Below are 18,505 nucleotides of genomic sequence, written 5' to 3'. Positions count from 1 at the left end.
AAAAGATAATTTTTTTAACGTATTATAGCCAGTAGTCTCCTTCCTCTAAAATATACCCATAAAAAAAGCTGTATATAGTTGTGTTTTGCTGATTACAACTATTACAGCTAGATTAACTTAATTTAATATATTTCTATTAAAATTCCTAATATACAATTATAGTTACAGCAAACCGTTCGTAATTATGAAATTTACTCATTCACTAATAATGTGAAAGAATTTATACTTTATATTCGGAGTCCAGGCAGTAGAATCTTCATAAGCCCAATACCTCATTCGACTATTTGTTGTTTGTGCATTAACTAACGGCATATTATTCTCATCTTTTGCAACAACAATTGTTGTGTGTTGCCATCTACCATCTCCACTAAAATCATAACAAATAACGTCACCTTTTAGTAATTCTTCAGGTTTTGATACTTCTTTAGCTCTTAGGCCAGCTTTTGAACCACTTAAATGCCACCGTAATGAATGTGCAACTGCCCAACTAAAGCTCCAATTTTTATTACGATACCACCAACCTTTGTTACGTTTTGGATGACCCGTCATCGGAGTACCACCTGCATGGATACACTGGGAAACAAAGTTAGTACAATTATTCTCAAATTTTTTATAGTTAGGATTGTAATCATCCCACCATCGTTCAGCATAACGTACAGCTTCTAGCCGTGAGTATGCGTATCTATATTCTCCTTCTAAACCGTGGCGCTCTTGGGTTGATAGTACCTCATTATTCAGTAATAGTTTTTCATTTAAACGGCAATAATCATCGATTAATTCTTCTGCTGAGAAAATTGCCCGCCTTTCTTCTTGCTTTTCTTCCATATAAAATTTACTTTTTTGTTTTATGAGCTGTTGATAATGTACTATATAATCAACTTGTCTCAGACCATCAATTTTTTGTGAACTTATGACCCTACCATCAACAATCGATTTAACTATTTTAGCTCCCCTATTTTCTAAACCATCCTGTTTTCTTTCGTAAGATCGTTGTTCATCTTCTCTTATAAAACCATTTCTTACAACATTCATAGTATATGAACTATTTAACGACTTAATATGTTCTTTTAGCCCATTCAACCAGCTCATTAAAACCTCTCCTTTGACGTTTTTTCTGCTAATTAAATGTATGTTCAGTGAAACAGTTACATGATGTTTATCCGAGAACTTTCCAACTTCATCGATCGTTTACCCAAAATAGCCTCAATAAGTACGAAAAAAAAAGGACTACGTAAACGTAATCACTTTAAGAAATTTTTTTTATTGAACCTTCAATTTCTAACAATATTTCCTTTTTCTCAACACCGCCACCATATCCAACGAGAGCACCATTGCTCCCTATCACTCGATGACATGGAATAATGATTGGAAGAGGGTTTTTATTATTTGCCCCACCAATAGCTCGAACTGCTTTAGGAGCTCCGATCTCTTTTGCTATTTGTTTATAAGATTTTGTTTCACCATATTCAATGTTTCTTAATGCTTCCCAAACAAGGCATTGAAATTTCGTCCCTATCAAATCAATTGGTAAATCAAATGTAACTCTTTTTCCTTTAAAATACTGAGTTAGTTGAGTAATGACTGGTTTTACTTTTTCATGGTTTAAAGACAATTCACCTTTAATAAAATTTCTTTTCATCCAGACTTTTATATTGGTTAAAGCCTGTTCTATGGATCCAAATTCGATTAAACAAACCCCTAAATCACTGCAAACAATCGTTAACGGACCAAGTGGGCTATCCATTTCATCATAGAAAATGGCCAATCTCTTTTCCATACTTTCCCCTCTTTTCAATCCAGTCTTGTCTTAATAGTACTTGACAATAAAATCCTTTTCCACGGTTAAATATTGTGATTTTCAAGCAAATTCAGCCCTTTTTCAATCTCACGTAGCACATCTGCATCTTTTTCTCTCTCTTTCGCCACTTTTAGTATTAATTCGGATTTTTCTGCTGCTATTTTACCAATTGCCCAAGCCGCCGTACCTCTAATTACCGGTCGAGGATCTTCTTTTAGCAGCCTTTCAAGACCTGTAATAGCATTGACATCTTTAAAGTGTGCAAGCGCAATAATTGCATTTCTCTGGAGTGGTTTTTTCCCACGCCAAGCTCCGGATAGAAGACCATATGTTTCTTTGAATTGGCGATTACTAATAAATAATAGTTCCTTTAGTAATGGTTTTACAACTTCAGGATCTGGTTCCATTTCATCATGTAAATGAAAGTCCTTCCCTTTGTTTTCTGGACATACTTGCTGACATGTGTCACATCCGTATATTCTGTTTCCAATTTTTTCTCTATATTCATCGGCCAAAAACGTTTTTGTTTGTGTTAAAAAAGCAATGCACTTATTTGAGTCCAACTGTCCACCTTGAACGATAGCACCTGTGGGGCAAGCATCGATACATTTTGTACACGAACCACATTGCTCAGTAATTGGAGTATCTGGTGGCAAAGCTAATGTAGTAATAATTTCTCCTAAATATACATACGACCCAAACTCTTCAGTGATAATTGAACAATTTTTACCACTCCAACCAATCCCAGCTCTTTGGGCCACTGCGCGATCAGATAATTCTCCTGTGTCGACCATTGAAACCACCCTAGCATTAGGTGCTTTTTCTAAAATAAAGGCTTCTAATTGCTCCATTTTACGTTTTAGAATTTTATGATAGTCTTCTCCCCAAGATGCTCTACAAAATAAACCTCGCCTTGCACCTTTTGTACTTAACGGCGCATGTTTCATCTTTGATGGGTATGCTAAAGCTATTGCAATTATCGACTTTGCCTCCGGGAGCAAAAGTTCCGGGTGAACTCGTTTATCAATATCAGGTTCTTCAAACCCTGATTGATACCCTAAGTCTTGTTGGTTTATTAGCTTATCTTTGAGATCAACGAAGGGATCAGCAGATGCAAAGCCAATTTTATCAATTCCGATACTGATACTATATGCAATGATTTCTTGTTTTAGTTGGGCTAATGTCACCGTAATCCCTCCTTTTATTTTATAATGTATCTTACTTAATGAATTCTATAATTGTTTAGTTTCTCGTTTGATTACATTTTCCCATTCAAGCATTTGTGGTATACATTTCCAAACAAACTTAAATAATAGAAAAAGTAGTGAACTCTTAAACTCAGAGCCACTACTCTATTAATTTCAGTAAACTTACAATTAGCACAGATACTTATTTTACTGATGTTATAAGATCAAGTCAATGACTTCATTTTCCCATAAAGTTTTGTGGGGGTCCTGGCCCTTAAAAAAGATAAACAAATAACCTTATGTTCTTTTCTAACTCCAAGCTGTATGTTTATTCCTGTATTGACTAGGTGTCATACCTTCTACCTTTTTAAATACTTTAGTAAAATAACTTGGTTCAGTATAACCTAATTCAAACGATATATTAATAATTGGAATTTCAACATTTCTTAATAACTCTTTGGCTTTTTCAATTTTTCTTTCGGTAACATAAGTAACAAAATTTTTACCTGTTTCTTTCTTAAATACTTTACTTAAATAATACGAACTAATCTCAGTTTTACCTGCTACATATGAAAGTGTTAAATCCTCATGAATATTACTATCAATAAAGTCTATTATTGAAGCAACTTTGGTTTTTATTTTTCTTTTATTTTCATGTAAAGGTTCATCACATATTTCTTTATTAATATTAGCAAGCAATAAATTGGGCCTTAAAGGCTTCAATATATATTGTGATACTTCTAATTTTTGAAAAGTTTCACGTATATAATGATCGTTCGTCAATGTATAAACAATAATCTTTTGCCTCGGTTTTTTTTCTTTTATAATTTTCGTGCAGGTTATTCCATCTAATTCAACTAAGCGAGTATCTAAAATTAATAAATCAATGTTATTATTGTCTATAAGCTGGATTGCCTCTCGCCCAGATTCAGTATCGAAAACTGTTATTTTTTTTTGAAACCGCTCCTCTAAAAGTAATCTCAAGCATTTCCTTTGTATAGGCTCCAGGTCAGCAATAACAACTTTTTGCATCCTATTCCACTCTCTCCTTATAAAGAAAAGCGCAAGCGCCTTGCTTGCCCCGATTATTACATTCGCGGCTATGCGTTGGAGCTAGACATCTTTCCAACTTAATAATGATACTTCTTATCTTTAAAACACGTAACTTAATTTAGTTGACATAAGGAATTACAATTGTTACAACAGTTCCTTTGTTCTCACTACTTTCCAACCTTAGGCTAGCTCCTCTAGAGCACCTCTCTTTCAAACGTTGTTGTAGCATTTTTAAACTGCTTGTAGAAGTTGGAGCATCATTATTTAAGCTTAGAATACTTTCTACTATCTGTTTAGACATACCTATACCATCATCTTCAATAGAAATTACCAATTCACCATCTTGGGTTTGAACACTTATTTTTATCATTCCAAAACCTGGCTTAATCTCCAACCCGTGAACAATTGCGTTTTCAACGATTGGTTGTAATAACATTGATGGTATTAGCAGCTTTTCAGCTTCATCAACTACACTAATTTCATAACTTAACCTATTTCCTAATCGAGTTTTTTGAAGAAATAAGTAGTTCTCTATATAAGACAATTCTTCTTCTATTGATACATCTTTACCAACGTTCGTCATTAAATACTTGACTGTATCACTCAAGGTAAATGTTACTTCACCAGTTTTTTTAGCCTTTTCTAAAAAAGATAGATTGCCAATCGTATTTAAAGTTTGAATAATAAATTGTCGATTGTCCTGTGTTTGCATTATTTTAAGCTCAGCAGTATTCAGTGCAGATTGTAAACTATCTATATCACCATCTGATTGAACTAATCGCAAGGATTGTTGCTGCAACTCTTCTTTGGCTGCATTTACATAACCCTTTTCAGCTATTTTGTTCGCAATCGTAAACATTAAATTTGCTGCTGATTTAATCTTTTTAAATGGAACGATCGGAATTTGTGTATATGCCTCAATTAGTTCTACGTCTTCTTCAATATTAATGACTTCATCAATAATACACTTAATATTTGGTACTTCCCCCGAACTAACTACTTGACCACCCATAATTGCTCCTAGGTACTGACCATCGACAACAATTGGTGCCGCAAAAGCAATAAATCCAGAATGGCACAAAAATATATACGGTTTGCCCGTTCTCGCAGCTTCTAGCCCTGCTCTTGAATCACACTTTTCACATAACTCTCGAGTCTCTTCACGGCTCCTTATTATATGACAGTACTTCGAACAACCACTATGTCTAGTAATTGGTTTTCCCCGAAAATCAACTGTAATTGCAGCAAATCCTGTTGCCTCTGAAAAATCATCTTGTATTCTTTGTAACGTTTTTAAATCAACTATATTTTCAAGATGTAATAAAGTCTTCATAATCGTTGCCTCTCTCCAAAAAGGGGTCTTTATTAATTAACACTACATCGTTTAATTAAGTAAGTAAACACGTTTCCAGCCCCAAATTCCGACGATTTTATGATAATATCATTTTTTATAAAATTCATAATTGTGTATCCACGACACAAAGATACTATATCTAGTTACATCAAACCCTACTGAGACTTGATACTTGTTTATTGTACGTTATTAGAAGTCACCCTCCCTTGATTAATAACTCTTTACATATAGTCGATCACAAAATAGACGTATATTACTGTCCAATTCATTGCACCTTTCATAGTTATATATAACGGATACCCTACAGAATGGAGTGGGAAACAAATATGAATTGGAAGTTACTGAAGAAAAAAATTTCCAGTTACAAAAAATATAAAATCGAACAGCTAAAGTCGAAACAATCCTCAGACGGCTCTTGGAGATTTCCTTGTGAAAATAGTCCATTAACAGATGCATATATGATAATTACTTTGAGGGTACTAAAAGAGGACAATGAAAAATTGATTGCATCACTTGTAAATAGGCTTTTAGCAACACAATTAGAAAATGGTGCTTGGAAGCTTTATGCTGATGAAACCCACATTTAATGAAAACATTTAGAACAAAAATTTGTAATCCGGTTATTGCCGTAAGAGTTTATAAGTGCCTTTCTGCGTGCACGTATCAAGAGTTACGTACCTCCGCAGGATCATATGCAGTAGTAGATAGATTAGCACAATGCTGTGAAGTAACGATAACACCAGAAACAAGAGATTATGTAGCAAGGTGGTTAATGAATTGTGGGGTTGATCCAAGAAACCCTCATCATCGTAGATCGATGTGGAGTTTCGTAAATTCATAAATCGAATATTTAATCACCATGGGGGGGACGATTTTCTGAAACTAAGGATTATCGGACTACTCATGGTTTGAATGTATTTAACATTATTCTACATATACTAAACACTTCTATCTAATAACACAAAACCTTAATTTAGGACAACAAACTTTGCACAACTAACAATGACAATACATACAATTTATTAATGAACTATTGAATTCGGTACTTTTAAGTGATGAGTGAGGTGAAACCTTCATGACAGATACTCAATATTATGTTTTATTAGGCCTGGTTATATTTTTATTTATTACATTTTCATTAAATATTACAGATGAGCCCGAAGAACGAGGGATACCTGCGGAAATACTTCCTATCATTTTAGAAAGTTAGGGAGGTGAGCTGATGACTACGAGAGGTTTTGATAGTTTTTCAAAAGGAGAAAAAGAAAATTTCAAAAAACTAATTGACAGCTATAAGCTATCCCCCCAACAAATTGCGGTTGTAGCTGCAGTGCTATTTAACGCCTTATATGTTCAATCAATTCTTGTAGATAAGGACCAAACTGTTGTAATACTATTAGAAGGGTCTTTAAAGAGAAAAAATAACCCTGGAATGGAAAAGCTCTTAAATGAGGTGAAGGGATTAAGTATTGGCGAATTAATGGAACTATTGCAATCCAAAAAATAAATCGGAACCTATTTAGGTGTAGAAATTTTATTTTAATCTTAGAAAATTTGTGAAGCTAGATATTTTTTTACCATTAACTTAATACATGACAATTCACAAGGATAAAAGCTGTTTCAAAATTACTTATCGTACGAAAAAAATAAGTAGTTATTGTTCAGCCTTTATTTTTGTAGAAAAGGAATCTTAACTGTATATTGACTCGTTATTATTCTAAAAAACTTCAAGAAAATAAAATAATTTAACGAGTACTACTCGTTAAATTATGTATTTAGCACATTATAATTAAGGTTTAATAGATTAATATTTCTTTTTTGAGTAACAGCTTTAATCATTTTTAATTCGGTATCCAATTCATTCGTTAAACTTCCAGTTTCAATGTTTTTTTTAATTTCTACATAGAATCGAATTAACAAATCATTTGGTAATTTTTCATAAAAAGAATCTGACATATTATTACCTCACCTTCTTTTTTCCGAATATCTTAATAATACAAAATCTACCCACATATGTAAACGCTTTAATTTGTTTTCCATTTCTAAACTACATAACTTATTGAATTTCATAATCCATCATTCTCGCCACTAAAATACTATAACTAGTTACGCCGAACCGTTCGTAACTAGTTATGGATTCATGTAGCTGGGTTATTATAATTATGAAATTCACTCAATTGCATCCCACAATGAAAATTACAATCATTTCTTTTTTTTTGTAATATTAAATTCGCTTTTAAACTACCAAGTCAAATGACTTGGTTTAGTATTCAAAACCTATAGTGGCTATGTAATACTAAAAAATTTTTTAGTAAAATAAGGCTGTGACTCATTATTAAATGCCACTCCAACCCCTAAATAGAGAAAATCTACCTTAAGGATATTTTCTCTGTGTCCTAAGGAATTCATTAGTCCCTCGTGTGCAAAGATACTACTAATTTGACCGTATGCTAAGTTTTCACCAGCAGTCATAAATTCAATATTATCTTCTGCCATTCGTTCAAACGGAGATTGACCTTGTAAATTTGTATGACTGAAATACTGGTTTTCTGCCATGTCCAAGCTATGCTTCCGAGCCGTTTCTCTCACATGATCATCCCATGTTAAAAGAGGCAAATCATGATTTCTTCTAGAAGCATTTGTTAAATCAAACAACTGATATTCAAAGCCTTCTTGTAGCTGCTGGCTTGGTTCGGAATATATAGCATTTTTCTTTTGTTCGAGTTCTTCATCGATAATTTTGATAGCGGTAACTGTGTTGTTTTCGTGCTGATCATAAAAAATCGTCACATAGCTGTTGTCAAGATTGAATACATCATATTCACCATTACTATTCATACGAAAATTGAACAAACGGTATTGTATGAAAGTTTCAGGAGTCCCAAGTTGCCGTTGCACTAATTGTATAGGACTACCTAGACTTATTTCTGTCGAAGAGGAAATCAAATCCTGATTCGTATAAAGGCCACGAACAATATCCTCTTCATCATAAGCAACCATGATAAAATTTTGATAGTTTTCGTGATAGGCATCCCAACTTATATCATATTCATTTATCGTGCTTCTCTTGGGACTACCACCTATTATCTGCTCCACTTCAGCTCTTGAATTCCCCAGTTCAATATTATGAATAGAAAACAATCGATCTCTAGGGTCTACTAATTCTGGTGCTTGGATGAATGTATCACTAGATTCTAATTGTGGATGATCAGAAGGTTCGAGTAGAGAATGTAATTGCTGAGTAAGGGTATCTAACACATAATTGATAGTTGGGTCTTCTTTGAACTGATCTACGGTATCATGAACTGAAGCCCAAATAGATGAAGGATCTAGTTGTTGAACTGGCTCTTCCCATAACGGCTTTGAAACATATCCAAAAAACAACATGATTACTAGTAAAATAAACCGTATCACAACTACACTCCTATTTTAGTTATTTAATTCTATTTATTACCGGACATTATTCATTTTAATCATACCATCAAATTGTAAGCTATTCTCTTTTGAAGTATCCGCATAAGAAATAGCATTTTATTAATACAAATATAAAAACAGTGGATTTCACTATACAAGCACTTTTTCCTAATTTTTCTATATGATAATATACATTATAAAACGGAGGAGGAGATTCACAACAATGCATAGTTTTGAGCCCCCTTTTTATTACCAATGTCCTTACTGCAACGGAACCTCATATTACGGTGACACTCGAAATTACACTCTCAATCCTTATCAAAGCTATCCTTTTCAAACATACCCAACTTACCAAAATAACTCTTATAACAGACAAAACTTCTATTATCGTGAAAGTACCATAAGTCTGCAAAATACTGCAAAAACACAATGGGAAGGTCACTATCTTGATATAGATGGTAATTCCGGTGAGGTTATCTTATGGCCACGTCTTGGTAGCGGAGCGTACTGGAAATTAACAGACCATGGCGATAATATTGTTAGTCTGCAAAATACTGCAAAAACACAATGGGAAGGTCACTATCTTGATATAGATGGTAATTCCGGTGAGGTTATCTTATGGCCGCGTCTTGGTAGTGGCGGGTATTGGAAAATAACAGACCACGATGATGGTAGGGTTAGTCTGCAAAATACTGCCAAGACCAAATGGGAAGGATATTACTTAGATTTAGATGGTAATACTGGTGAAGTAATTTTATGGCCTCGATTGGGTAGTGGCGGATACTGGAAAGTTACGAGAGCTAATGGACCCACAAATGGCCCTGATTGTTCTGTAACAGGTGGTAAAGGGAAAAAGTTAGACTCAGGAACAGTGGGTATCAGGGATGTCCTTGATTTGGAATATTTAATTTACGAGTGTGCCATTGAAGTAAAGCCTTTGATAGCAAACATTAATACTGGTGGTACTTATTCTCTTAGCGCCACAAATAGAGGCGCAACAGCTATATGGCCTATAATTCCAGAAGCATCAAGGTATGTATTCTCTGTATATGTTGAGAATAAAACGCTCTGGGTTGAATTAGAGATGCAACATAGGACTTTGCAAGGTGGTTTGCCACCGAAATTTGTTTGGAGAAAAACTTGGGGGGCAAAAACAAGAGTTGGATCATGGTCTGGACTAAAGTTTTAAGTGAAAGTTTGGGAGCTAGTTTTGCTCCCCTTTTTTTGATTAGAGGAAATGCAAAAATATTGTGTGATTATTCTTCATTTAATATTTAGTACCTTATTACTCAATTTACTTCATTCCTTTCTCTCAAGTTGTTTTTGCAACCAAGTTTTCCATAGCAGATAACTCATTTTAAAATTTATTATTAATCTCTAATTCTAAACTTTCTTAACAATTCCACTTCTTTATCTTAAGTACATTCTTTACAAAGTAACTTAAAAAAGAAGACATTTGTTACGCAGTATTTAATCAAATACGAAGAAGAAACGATCACTTTATAAACGTAATCGTCTCTGAAATTTCTCAACAGTATCGTTGTACGCAGCATTTGACATTGTATTGTTAGTTTTTCTTAGACAACATAAGCCCCCGTTAGGTCTATAAATTATTTCATTGACCTTGCAACTTGCAACATTTTATTTCTTGATAATGTTTTAAAAATTTCTGTTGGAGCTTACTGTTGTATCCAAAATAACGGCTGGTCTATTGATTCTGCTAATTAAATTTTTAGTGAGGAATGGTTATCTGATGACAAGTTTTTTGTCACCGAATCTGAAATTAATGGGAATAATAAACTCTATCATCAATCGAAAAAAGAACTTCGAATAAGAAAAACATAGGAGATTTTAGTCTTCCTATGTTTTCAATTCAAATTATTTATCTGTTTGTTTTTGCTTCTTTTTCAAATACTCCGCACGTATTTTTTCAAGTTGCTGCTTTTTATCAAATTTGGCAGGCTTCTGTTTTTCATGAAACTTTGTCACAGCTACCTGACCTTTGGCATCCAATTGATATTTTCCCACTTTGTTCACCTACTTTTCTTGTCTTTAAAGAGAATTCTTAATTTAGCATTTGTAAGAATCTATTCAACAAATATAATATACCTTATTTTACTGAAGTAAACCTTATTACTTTATTAGATAATAGAACAGATTTCAGCAACTAAATGGAATTTAATTTAAATTGATTATGGGCACTTGTTGTTAGACGGTATTCGTGAAGGGGCTCAATCGTTAATTCATTTGTACGCCTTGCCATTTTCTAATTCCACCTTATATTTTGACAGGTACGCACACGATTTTTTGAACACGATATTTTTATAAGAGTCGTTTTTTAGACAAATAAAAAACGTTCCCTACAAATTGTAAGAAACGTTGATATAACAGCATTTAAATTATGTAATGGTACCGGTGGTCGGGGTCGAACCGACACTCCAGAAGGAACACGATTTTGAGTCGTGCGCGTCTGCCAATTCCGCCACACCGGCATATGTTATAACACTAATTAATTAAAACACAATCAGTTAAATATGTCAACATAACAATATACAAACTTGCATAACACGAAAGATCATCTATTTACTTTTAGAATTTAACATCACCTTTCCAATGAAACGACTTTAATAGATATAATCATAATCTATCGAAAACGCTAAGGGTAGAGTCATCCCTCTACCCTATCCTCACTTTAAGAACACTATTCATTAATGTTACCTCCACACGATTCCCTTATTACCAACTTAGTAGGTAATACAAGTTTCACAGGAACTTCACGACCACGAAGTCGTTCTAAAATTAACATAACCGCCGAACGCCCCATCTGTTCTGTAAAGATTTTTGCTGTTGTTAAAGGAGGGTGAACGTAAGCCGCTACCTCAATATCATCAAAGCTAATAATTGCTACATCCTCTGGAATCCTGACCCCCGCTCTATGTAATGCTCTTATAGCACCAATCGCCATCGGGTCACTACCTACAACAAACGCTCTCGGGAGATTACCTTTTCCTATCGCCTCTTCCATTAAATGATAGCCAGATTCAGTTGTCCATTCACCAATGTAAACATTCTCCGGATTATAAAGCCCCTTTTCATTCATCACTTTTTCAAACGTCTCTCTTCTCACTTTCCCATTATCCGACCCCCTCAAGATTTCTCCATCTTTTAATGAAAAAGTTAACGGCGGCTCCAGACCACCAATATATCCAATATCTGTATAATTTATATTGAAAAAATACTCTAAAACTTTATTAGTTGCACCTTCAAGATTCGTTAAGACAGAATCAAACCTCTCTTGATCAGGGGAATCGTCGATAAAAACAACTCGATCAGAGTTTGGGTAGAAATGCGCTACATCCTCTGGCAAAATATTACCTACAACAATCAAACCATCTAAATAGCTAAGTTTCTTATCTGATTGATCTTGTCTTATCCGTATTAATAACGGCGTTTCAATACCTAATTCCTCACATTGCTTATCAATCCCCTGACGAATGGATAGGAAATAAGGATCTTCATATTCATGTTCGATTGTACAGAACATCAATACACCTAGTTTTGTATCTTTGTGTTCATGGTTCGTTTTATTGGAAGATCTCTTTTTTACTGGCACGTAATTATATTTTTTAGCAATGCTAAGAATTTTTTCTCGTGTTTCTTTCATAACCGTTAATGTCTGGTCATTATTTAATACTCTCGATACTGTCGCAGCAGATACTTGAGCTTCTCTCGCTAAATCTTTAATTGTAATCACGGGTAAACACCTACTTTTTATTTAGTAAACCAATTAATTATTTTACTTAATATTAACAAAATATTACTACGCTGTAAATCTATAATCCATATTCAATATAAACTTTCTTTATTGGCATCACTGCACATAAAAATCCAACCATCTACACATATAAGAAATGACCACAGTTCCTCCCCCCCCAAAAAACACTTAAGTAAACTTTTAACAAAAATAGAAAAAACTATTGAAAGCGCTTAATTTTTCTGGTAGACTTCTAAACAAGCGAAGTAAACATTACTTAATAACGCGTTTTAATTTACTAATCTTTTCACTACAAAGGGGGAGTTAGTTAATAAATTTAATTAACTTATGTAAAACGCCATTAATAATATTTTAACCACTAGTCAAAATTATTTCGCTTAAACCTAATAAATATTCGAGGGGGATATTATGAAAAAGTTATTCGGTTCTATCATTACGTTCGCATTAATTTCTGTCTTAATGATTGGTTGTAGTAGTAATAATGAAGTTTCTAACAATGAAACAGATTCAACAGATGCATCAAATCAAAAGCAAGTAACACTCGAACTTTTTACAACATTAGGTAGTGATTTAGAGCAAGAAGCTTTTGAAACTGTTATCGCAGCATTTACAGAGGAATATCCACATATCAAAATAGATGCAAACTATCCAGGAGGTGGTTACGAAGATCTTTTACGTGTAAAGATGGCAGCTAACGATATGCCTGATTTATTCGATACTCACGGTTGGTCACAACTTCGCTACGGAGAGTACGTAGCTGACTTACAAGACATGGCTTGGGTAGAGCACCTCGATCCAGCTATGGACCAAATTTTAAAAGATGAAACTGGTAAGGTTTATGCTTATCCATTAAACCAAGCGAAGGATGGCTATATCTATAATGCAAGTTTACTAGATGAGTACGGAATTGAAGCACCTACTACTTTTGATGACTTTATTGAAGCTCTAAAGACAATTAAGGAGAAGAGCAATGGCGAAGTCACACCTTTATTTTTTGGCGGTGGTGAGAGTTGGACGTTGGCACAATTCGTCGACCAGATGTTAACTCCACTATTAATTACACATCCTGACAATGCTTTTGGTGACCAACTATTAGACGGATCTTTTGACTGGTCTAACTTTACGTATCTAGCAGAAAAATTTAAAGAAATTCACGATGAAGGTTTATTAAACACCGATGTATTAACAGCTAGACATTCTCAAGCAGCTGAATTACTAGCACAAGGTAAGGTCGGATTTTTATTCACAGGAGCTGCTATCGGTATGGATGCAGTTAGTTTCAACCCTGATTTAAAAGTAGGTATTGCACCTACACCTGCCGTACACACTGGTGACACACCAAGTTGGATTGGTGGAGAGCGCTTTACACTAGCAGCATGGAAAGCTTCAGAGAAACTTGAAGAAGCAAAACTATTTATTGATTTTATCTCACAACCAGAACATGCGAAAGCACTAGCTGAAGCAACTTCATTACCAGCTGCTTTAACAAACGTTTCTACTGACAACTATTTTAACGAATACTTTGATACATTTAGTGACATTGAAATCCAACCATACTTTGATCGTGTCTTCTTACCAAGTGGAATGTGGGATGTCATGGCAACCACTTCAGCTGAGCTACTTGCTGGAACAATGACACCTGAACAAGTAACTAAAGTGATGGAAGATGAATATAACCGATTAAGAAATCAATAATCTGGGAAATATCTAGTTAACTTATGCCTAAAGAGGCAGGAATAATTTTCCTGCCTCACACCATTTAACTAGCTTTCTATCAATCTTTGTAAGGAGTTGACAAGATGAATGAATTGGTTCAAAAAGAAAAGTTATCTGTTCCTACGACAGTTCAACCAAAACAAAAACTAAACAAGAATAAAGAATCCTCACTTTGGTGGATGTACCTACCCGCTATTCTAGCAGTTACTGCATTTATTATCTATCCTTTTTTAAGTGGTATAAAGATCACTTTTACAAATTGGAACGGTTTTTCTCAAAACTACGATTGGGTTGGTTTAGATCAATATCGAAGAATGTTTTCAGATCCAACTACATGGCTTGTAGTTAAAAATACTCTACTATACGGTATTGGAAGTACAATCCTTCAAAATGTCATTGGGTTAGGATACGCTTTGCTCTTAAATCAAAGCATCAAAATGAAGACGTTAACACGTACAATCGTTTATCTCCCTGTTATTATTAGCCCACTCATTATGGGTTATATATGGTATTTCTTCTTTGCTTACCAAGGTGGAGCCCTAAATGATGCTTTTAATTTCTTTGGTTTTAACTCAGTCAATGCATTAGGAAACCCTGACTTAAATCCTTGGATCATCGTTTTCGTTAATACGTTTCAGTTTGTTGGAATTGCAATGATTATTTATTTAGCTGGTTTACAAAGCATTTCTAAAGATTATTATGAAGCTGCACAAATTGATGGTGCTTCAGCGTGGAAGCAATTCAAAAATATTACACTACCACTACTAGCGCCTTCTATCACAATTAATATCGTATTAAATGTTATTGGTGGTTTGAAATTGTTTGATGTTATCGTCGCTTTGACTGGCGGTGGCCCAGGTAATGCATCTCAATCGATGTCAACGTTTATGTATGACCTTTATTTTAAACGACAAGATGCTGGCTACGCTGCAACCCAAGGTGTATTCATGGCCTTTATCATACTTATTATCAGTATAGGTGCTCTTATTTACTTAAAACGTAAGGAGGTTGAAGCCTAATGGATCGCCTTGGTAGAAAAAAGAAAACCATATTAACATCGATTGCATTATTTATCACTTTATTCCATTTAATTCCTTTCTATATTTTACTTACAACGGCTTTCAAAACGCGCGGTGATTTCAGTTCAAAGTGGAGTCTCCCTGATTACTTAACCTTTGAAAACTTTGTTTCAGCCTGGGAAAGGGCAAATTTAGGAACTGCTTTAATGAACAGCGTTTTAATTACAAGTGGAGCAGCCATTCTATTAATCTTCTTTGGTTCAATGGCTGCCTATCCACTCGCTCGTCGCAATACAAAATTAAACAAAGTAGTATTACTACTATTTGTATCTATCATGGTTATACCACCTTTAGCAGCATTAGTACCTTTATACCAAATGGTTGTTAATATCGGTATGTTAAATACTCGAACCATTGCAATTTTAAATAACTTTGCAGCTTTTATTCCATTAACGATCTTTTTATATGCCGGATTTATCAAATCAACGATACCTAAAGAATTAGAGGAAGCGGAAAAAATAGACGGTTGTAGTACTTTAGGAATATTCTTTCAGATCGTCTTTCCTTTATTAAAACCAGTTACTGCATCTGTGTTAATCATTTCATGTGTATTTATTTGGAACGATTATCAATTTGCTATTTTCTTCTTACAAAATAAAGAGGTTCACACACTTACAGTTGCACTCGCAAGCTTCTTTGGACAAAATCAAAATAATTTAGGACTAGTTGCCGCAGCGGCATCTATGGCAATGTTACCAATGACTATCTTATTCTTACTTCTACAAAAGTACTTTATCGCTGGTTTAGCATCCGGTTCTGTAAAAGGTTAATCATTACTAATCTATGACTCAGGGGGATTTTTGACATGCCGATTTATTTTAATGAAAATACAAAAGAGTTTCATTTACAAGCTAAAGATGTTAGTTATATTTTTACGGTATTAAAAAACAATCACTTAGGGCATTTATATTACGGAAAGAAAATCCAACACCGTCCTAGCTTTTCTCACCTCTTTAAAACACAACCACGCGCTGGCGCTTCTTGTGTCTTTGAAGGTGATTTAGAATTTTCATTAGATAGTATTAAACAAGAATTTCCATGTTACGGCACATCTGATTATCGTGAGCCTGCTTTTCAAATCGTACAAGAAAATGGTAGTCGCATTACTAATTTTGAATATAAAAGCCACTCTATCTTTTCTGGAAAGCCCAAATTAGATGGGCTTCCAGCTACTTACGTAGAAGATGACCACGAAGCAACAACATTACAAGTATTATTATATGATGAGCTCATTGATGCTGAAATTCATTTACTTTACACTGTTTTCGAAAAATATAATGTCGTAACAAGAAGTGCAAAGTTTATTAATAACAGTAATCAACAACTTCAATTAAATCGTGCTTTAAGTATGAATGTTGACTTTTTCGATTCCGATTATGAAATGATCCAGTTATCTGGATCATGGGCAAGAGAACGCCATGTAAAAACGAGAAAGTTACAGCCTGGGATCCAAAGCATTACAAGTACACGTGGATCAGCTAGTAGCGGACAACAAAACCCGTTTATTGCCTTAAAACGAACATCAACAACAGAATTCCAAGGGGAAGTATACGGATTTAGCCTTGTATATAGCGGAAACTTCCTAGCTCAAGTAGAAGTTGATCATTACGATGTAGCTCGAGTTTCACTAGGAATTAATCCATTTGATTTTAGTTGGTTACTAGACCCAACAGAAAGTTTTCAAACACCTGAAGTCGTTATGGTTTATTCTGATCAAGGTTTAAATGCTATGAGCCAAGTTTACCATGAGTTATATCGCTCAAGACTTGCTAAAGGGAGATGGCGTGATAAAAACCGTCCTGTACTTATTAACAATTGGGAAGCAACATATTTCGATTTTAATGAAGAGAAAATCGTTGAAATTGCGACAGCTTCTAAAGAATTAGGTGTTGAATTATTTGTTTTAGATGATGGCTGGTTTGGAAAACGTGATGATGACACTACTTCACTCGGGGACTGGTATGTCGATGAAGAAAAGTTACCAAATGGAATTAAAGGTTTGGCTGAAAAAATTACGGCTCTTAATATGGAATTTGGTCTTTGGTTTGAACCTGAAATGGTTTCGAAAAAAAGTCAACTCTTTAAAGAGCATCCGGATTGGCTCATTCATGTTCCAGGTCGAGCAAATACGCATGCACGCAACCAACACGTCTTAGATTTTTCAAGAAAAGAAGCGGTTGATTACATTTATGAAATGATGGCAGAAATATTACGTGAAGCTCCGATCACGTATGTAAAATGGGATATGAATCGTTATATGACTGAAATCGGCTCACCAGCTTTAGCTGCACAAAGACAAAGGGAGGTCTCACACCGATTTATTTTAGGGGTTTATGACCTTTATGAAAGATTGACAAGCGAATTTCCAGAAGTCCTATTTGAATCATGCGCTAGTGGTGGTTGTCGCTTCGATCCAGGTATGTTATACTACGCTCCACAAACATGGACGAGTGACGATACCGATGCAGTTGAGCGCCTAAAAATTCAATATGGAACATCCTTTGTCTACCCACTTAGCGCGATGGGAGCACACGTATCTGCCGTACCAAATCATCAAGTACACCGATTTACGAGTCTGAACATGAGAGGAAATGTTGCCTTCTTTGGAGTGTTTGGTTATGAACTTGATCTAGCAAAAATGTCAGACGAGGAAAAAGAGTTGGTTAAAGAACAAATTGCCTTTTATAAAGAAAACCGTTCTTTATTCCAACGTGGAACCTTCTATCGACTTTTAAGTCCATTTGAAAATGACGGAAATGAAACAAGTTGGATGGTTGTTTCAGAAGACCAAACGGAAGCCATCGTTGGATATTACCGAGTACTAGCAAAACCTAACCCTGGCTATAAACGACTGCTGCTAAAAGGTTTAAATGAAGCTTTTGAATATAAATTAAATGATCTTCCTGTTTCTATGCTTGGAGATGAGTTAATGAATGTTGGACTTCAACTCGAAAATGAATATTCTGGTGCATCGTTATCCGAAGTTAGTAAGTCTCAATCTGGGGACTTCTCATCAAGAATTTACAAGTTAACAGCGATTAACTCACCTATTCATCAACAAACAGCCTCTCAAGAAAAATTGGAAGTAAATTAACGCAAAAGTAAGGCTTCCTACAATTTTGTAGAAAG

Annotated in this window: 18 protein-coding genes and 1 tRNA gene; 9 read left to right on the top strand and 10 right to left on the bottom strand. The window is 34.6% G+C overall.

Annotated features, from left to right (window positions below; all coding sequences use genetic code 11):
- Positions 1-195: 195 nt before the first annotated feature.
- From BKP37_RS00505 to BKP37_RS00485, 5 genes are all read right to left on the bottom strand, one after another.
- Positions 196-1,089: an amidase domain-containing protein gene (locus BKP37_RS00505; protein ID WP_071307784.1), complete on the bottom strand. Its 894-nt coding sequence runs from the start codon at positions 1,087-1,089 to the stop codon at positions 196-198.
- A 157-nt stretch (positions 1,090-1,246) separates the two neighbouring features.
- Complete coding sequence (locus tag BKP37_RS00500; RefSeq protein ID WP_071307783.1) at positions 1,247-1,777, bottom strand: methylated-DNA--[protein]-cysteine S-methyltransferase; 531 nt, start codon at positions 1,775-1,777, stop codon at positions 1,247-1,249.
- Positions 1,778-1,842: 65 nt separating this feature from the next.
- Complete coding sequence (gene queG / locus BKP37_RS00495) at positions 1,843-2,985, bottom strand: tRNA epoxyqueuosine(34) reductase QueG (protein WP_071307782.1); 1,143 nt, start codon at positions 2,983-2,985, stop codon at positions 1,843-1,845.
- A gap of 309 nt (positions 2,986-3,294) precedes the next feature.
- Complete coding sequence (locus BKP37_RS00490) at positions 3,295-4,017, bottom strand: helix-turn-helix domain-containing protein (protein ID WP_071307781.1); 723 nt, start codon at positions 4,015-4,017, stop codon at positions 3,295-3,297.
- A gap of 139 nt (positions 4,018-4,156) precedes the next feature.
- Positions 4,157-5,371, bottom strand: a complete 1,215-nt coding sequence (locus BKP37_RS00485; protein ID WP_071307780.1) for a PocR ligand-binding domain-containing protein — start codon at positions 5,369-5,371, stop codon at positions 4,157-4,159.
- A gap of 347 nt (positions 5,372-5,718) precedes the next feature.
- On the opposite strand from BKP37_RS00485, the gene BKP37_RS00480 reads away from it, so the two are divergent.
- The 4 genes from BKP37_RS00480 to BKP37_RS00475 all read left to right on the top strand — a co-directional run bounded on the left by BKP37_RS00480 (position 5,719) and on the right by BKP37_RS00475 (position 6,899).
- A complete protein-coding gene (locus BKP37_RS00480; protein WP_071307779.1) occupies positions 5,719-5,979 on the top strand; it encodes a hypothetical protein in 261 nt (86 codons plus the stop codon).
- The gene (locus BKP37_RS19500) at positions 5,979-6,233 is read left to right on the top strand and encodes a hypothetical protein (protein WP_139193028.1); all 255 of its coding nucleotides are present in this window, start codon (positions 5,979-5,981) and stop codon (positions 6,231-6,233) included. Before BKP37_RS00480 ends, BKP37_RS19500 begins: the two co-directional genes overlap by 1 nt.
- Positions 6,234-6,467: 234 nt before the next feature.
- Positions 6,468-6,602 (top strand): hypothetical protein, encoded by a 135-nt coding sequence (locus tag BKP37_RS20625; protein WP_281242972.1) that lies wholly within the window; start codon positions 6,468-6,470, stop codon positions 6,600-6,602.
- A gap of 12 nt (positions 6,603-6,614) precedes the next feature.
- Complete coding sequence (locus BKP37_RS00475; RefSeq protein WP_071307778.1) at positions 6,615-6,899, top strand: hypothetical protein; 285 nt, start codon at positions 6,615-6,617, stop codon at positions 6,897-6,899.
- A 260-nt stretch (positions 6,900-7,159) separates the two neighbouring features.
- Here the strand turns inward: BKP37_RS00475 and BKP37_RS00470 are convergent, their stop codons facing one another.
- Positions 7,160-7,348: a hypothetical protein gene (locus BKP37_RS00470; protein ID WP_071307777.1), complete on the bottom strand. Its 189-nt coding sequence runs from the start codon at positions 7,346-7,348 to the stop codon at positions 7,160-7,162.
- A gap of 330 nt (positions 7,349-7,678) precedes the next feature.
- Positions 7,679-8,806 carry a CAP domain-containing protein gene (locus tag BKP37_RS00465; protein ID WP_071307776.1) on the bottom strand — a complete coding sequence of 376 codons (1,128 nt, stop codon included), beginning with the start codon at positions 8,804-8,806 and terminating at the stop codon, positions 7,679-7,681.
- A gap of 223 nt (positions 8,807-9,029) precedes the next feature.
- Between BKP37_RS00465 and BKP37_RS00460 the strand changes: the two genes are divergently transcribed.
- Positions 9,030-9,995: an RICIN domain-containing protein gene (locus tag BKP37_RS00460; RefSeq protein ID WP_071307775.1), complete on the top strand. Its 966-nt coding sequence runs from the start codon at positions 9,030-9,032 to the stop codon at positions 9,993-9,995.
- A 689-nt stretch (positions 9,996-10,684) separates the two neighbouring features.
- On the opposite strand, the gene BKP37_RS19830 is transcribed toward BKP37_RS00460, so the two are convergent.
- The 3 genes from BKP37_RS19830 to BKP37_RS00450 all read right to left on the bottom strand — a co-directional run bounded on the left by BKP37_RS19830 (position 10,685) and on the right by BKP37_RS00450 (position 12,560).
- Positions 10,685-10,834, bottom strand: a complete 150-nt coding sequence (locus tag BKP37_RS19830; RefSeq protein ID WP_169823055.1) for a hypothetical protein — start codon at positions 10,832-10,834, stop codon at positions 10,685-10,687.
- Between the two features lie 379 nt (positions 10,835-11,213).
- Positions 11,214-11,298, bottom strand: a tRNA-Leu gene (locus BKP37_RS00455).
- 209 nt (positions 11,299-11,507) lie between these two features.
- The gene (locus BKP37_RS00450; RefSeq protein WP_071307774.1) at positions 11,508-12,560 is read right to left on the bottom strand and encodes a LacI family DNA-binding transcriptional regulator; all 1,053 of its coding nucleotides are present in this window, start codon (positions 12,558-12,560) and stop codon (positions 11,508-11,510) included.
- Between the two features lie 429 nt (positions 12,561-12,989).
- Between BKP37_RS00450 and BKP37_RS00445 the strand changes: the two genes are divergently transcribed.
- From BKP37_RS00445 to BKP37_RS00430, 4 genes are all read left to right on the top strand, one after another.
- Positions 12,990-14,276: an ABC transporter substrate-binding protein gene (locus BKP37_RS00445; RefSeq protein ID WP_071307773.1), complete on the top strand. Its 1,287-nt coding sequence runs from the start codon at positions 12,990-12,992 to the stop codon at positions 14,274-14,276.
- A 104-nt stretch (positions 14,277-14,380) separates the two neighbouring features.
- Positions 14,381-15,316, top strand: coding sequence for a carbohydrate ABC transporter permease (locus BKP37_RS00440; protein WP_071307772.1), 936 nt, complete (start codon positions 14,381-14,383; stop codon positions 15,314-15,316).
- A complete protein-coding gene (locus BKP37_RS00435) occupies positions 15,316-16,146 on the top strand; it encodes a carbohydrate ABC transporter permease (RefSeq protein WP_071307771.1) in 831 nt (276 codons plus the stop codon). Before BKP37_RS00440 ends, BKP37_RS00435 begins: the two co-directional genes overlap by 1 nt.
- Positions 16,147-16,181: 35 nt before the next feature.
- Entirely contained in the window at positions 16,182-18,470 is a 2,289-nt protein-coding gene (locus BKP37_RS00430) for an alpha-galactosidase (RefSeq protein WP_071307770.1), read from the top strand.
- Positions 18,471-18,505: the final 35 nt, after the last annotated feature.

The sequence above is a fragment of the Anaerobacillus alkalilacustris genome, from assembly GCF_001866005.1.
Taxonomy (GTDB): Bacteria; Bacillota; Bacilli; order Bacillales; family Anaerobacillaceae; genus Anaerobacillus; species Anaerobacillus alkalilacustris.
Note: the sequence above shows the minus strand (reverse complement) of the source record. Positions and strands in the feature narration are given on the sequence as shown.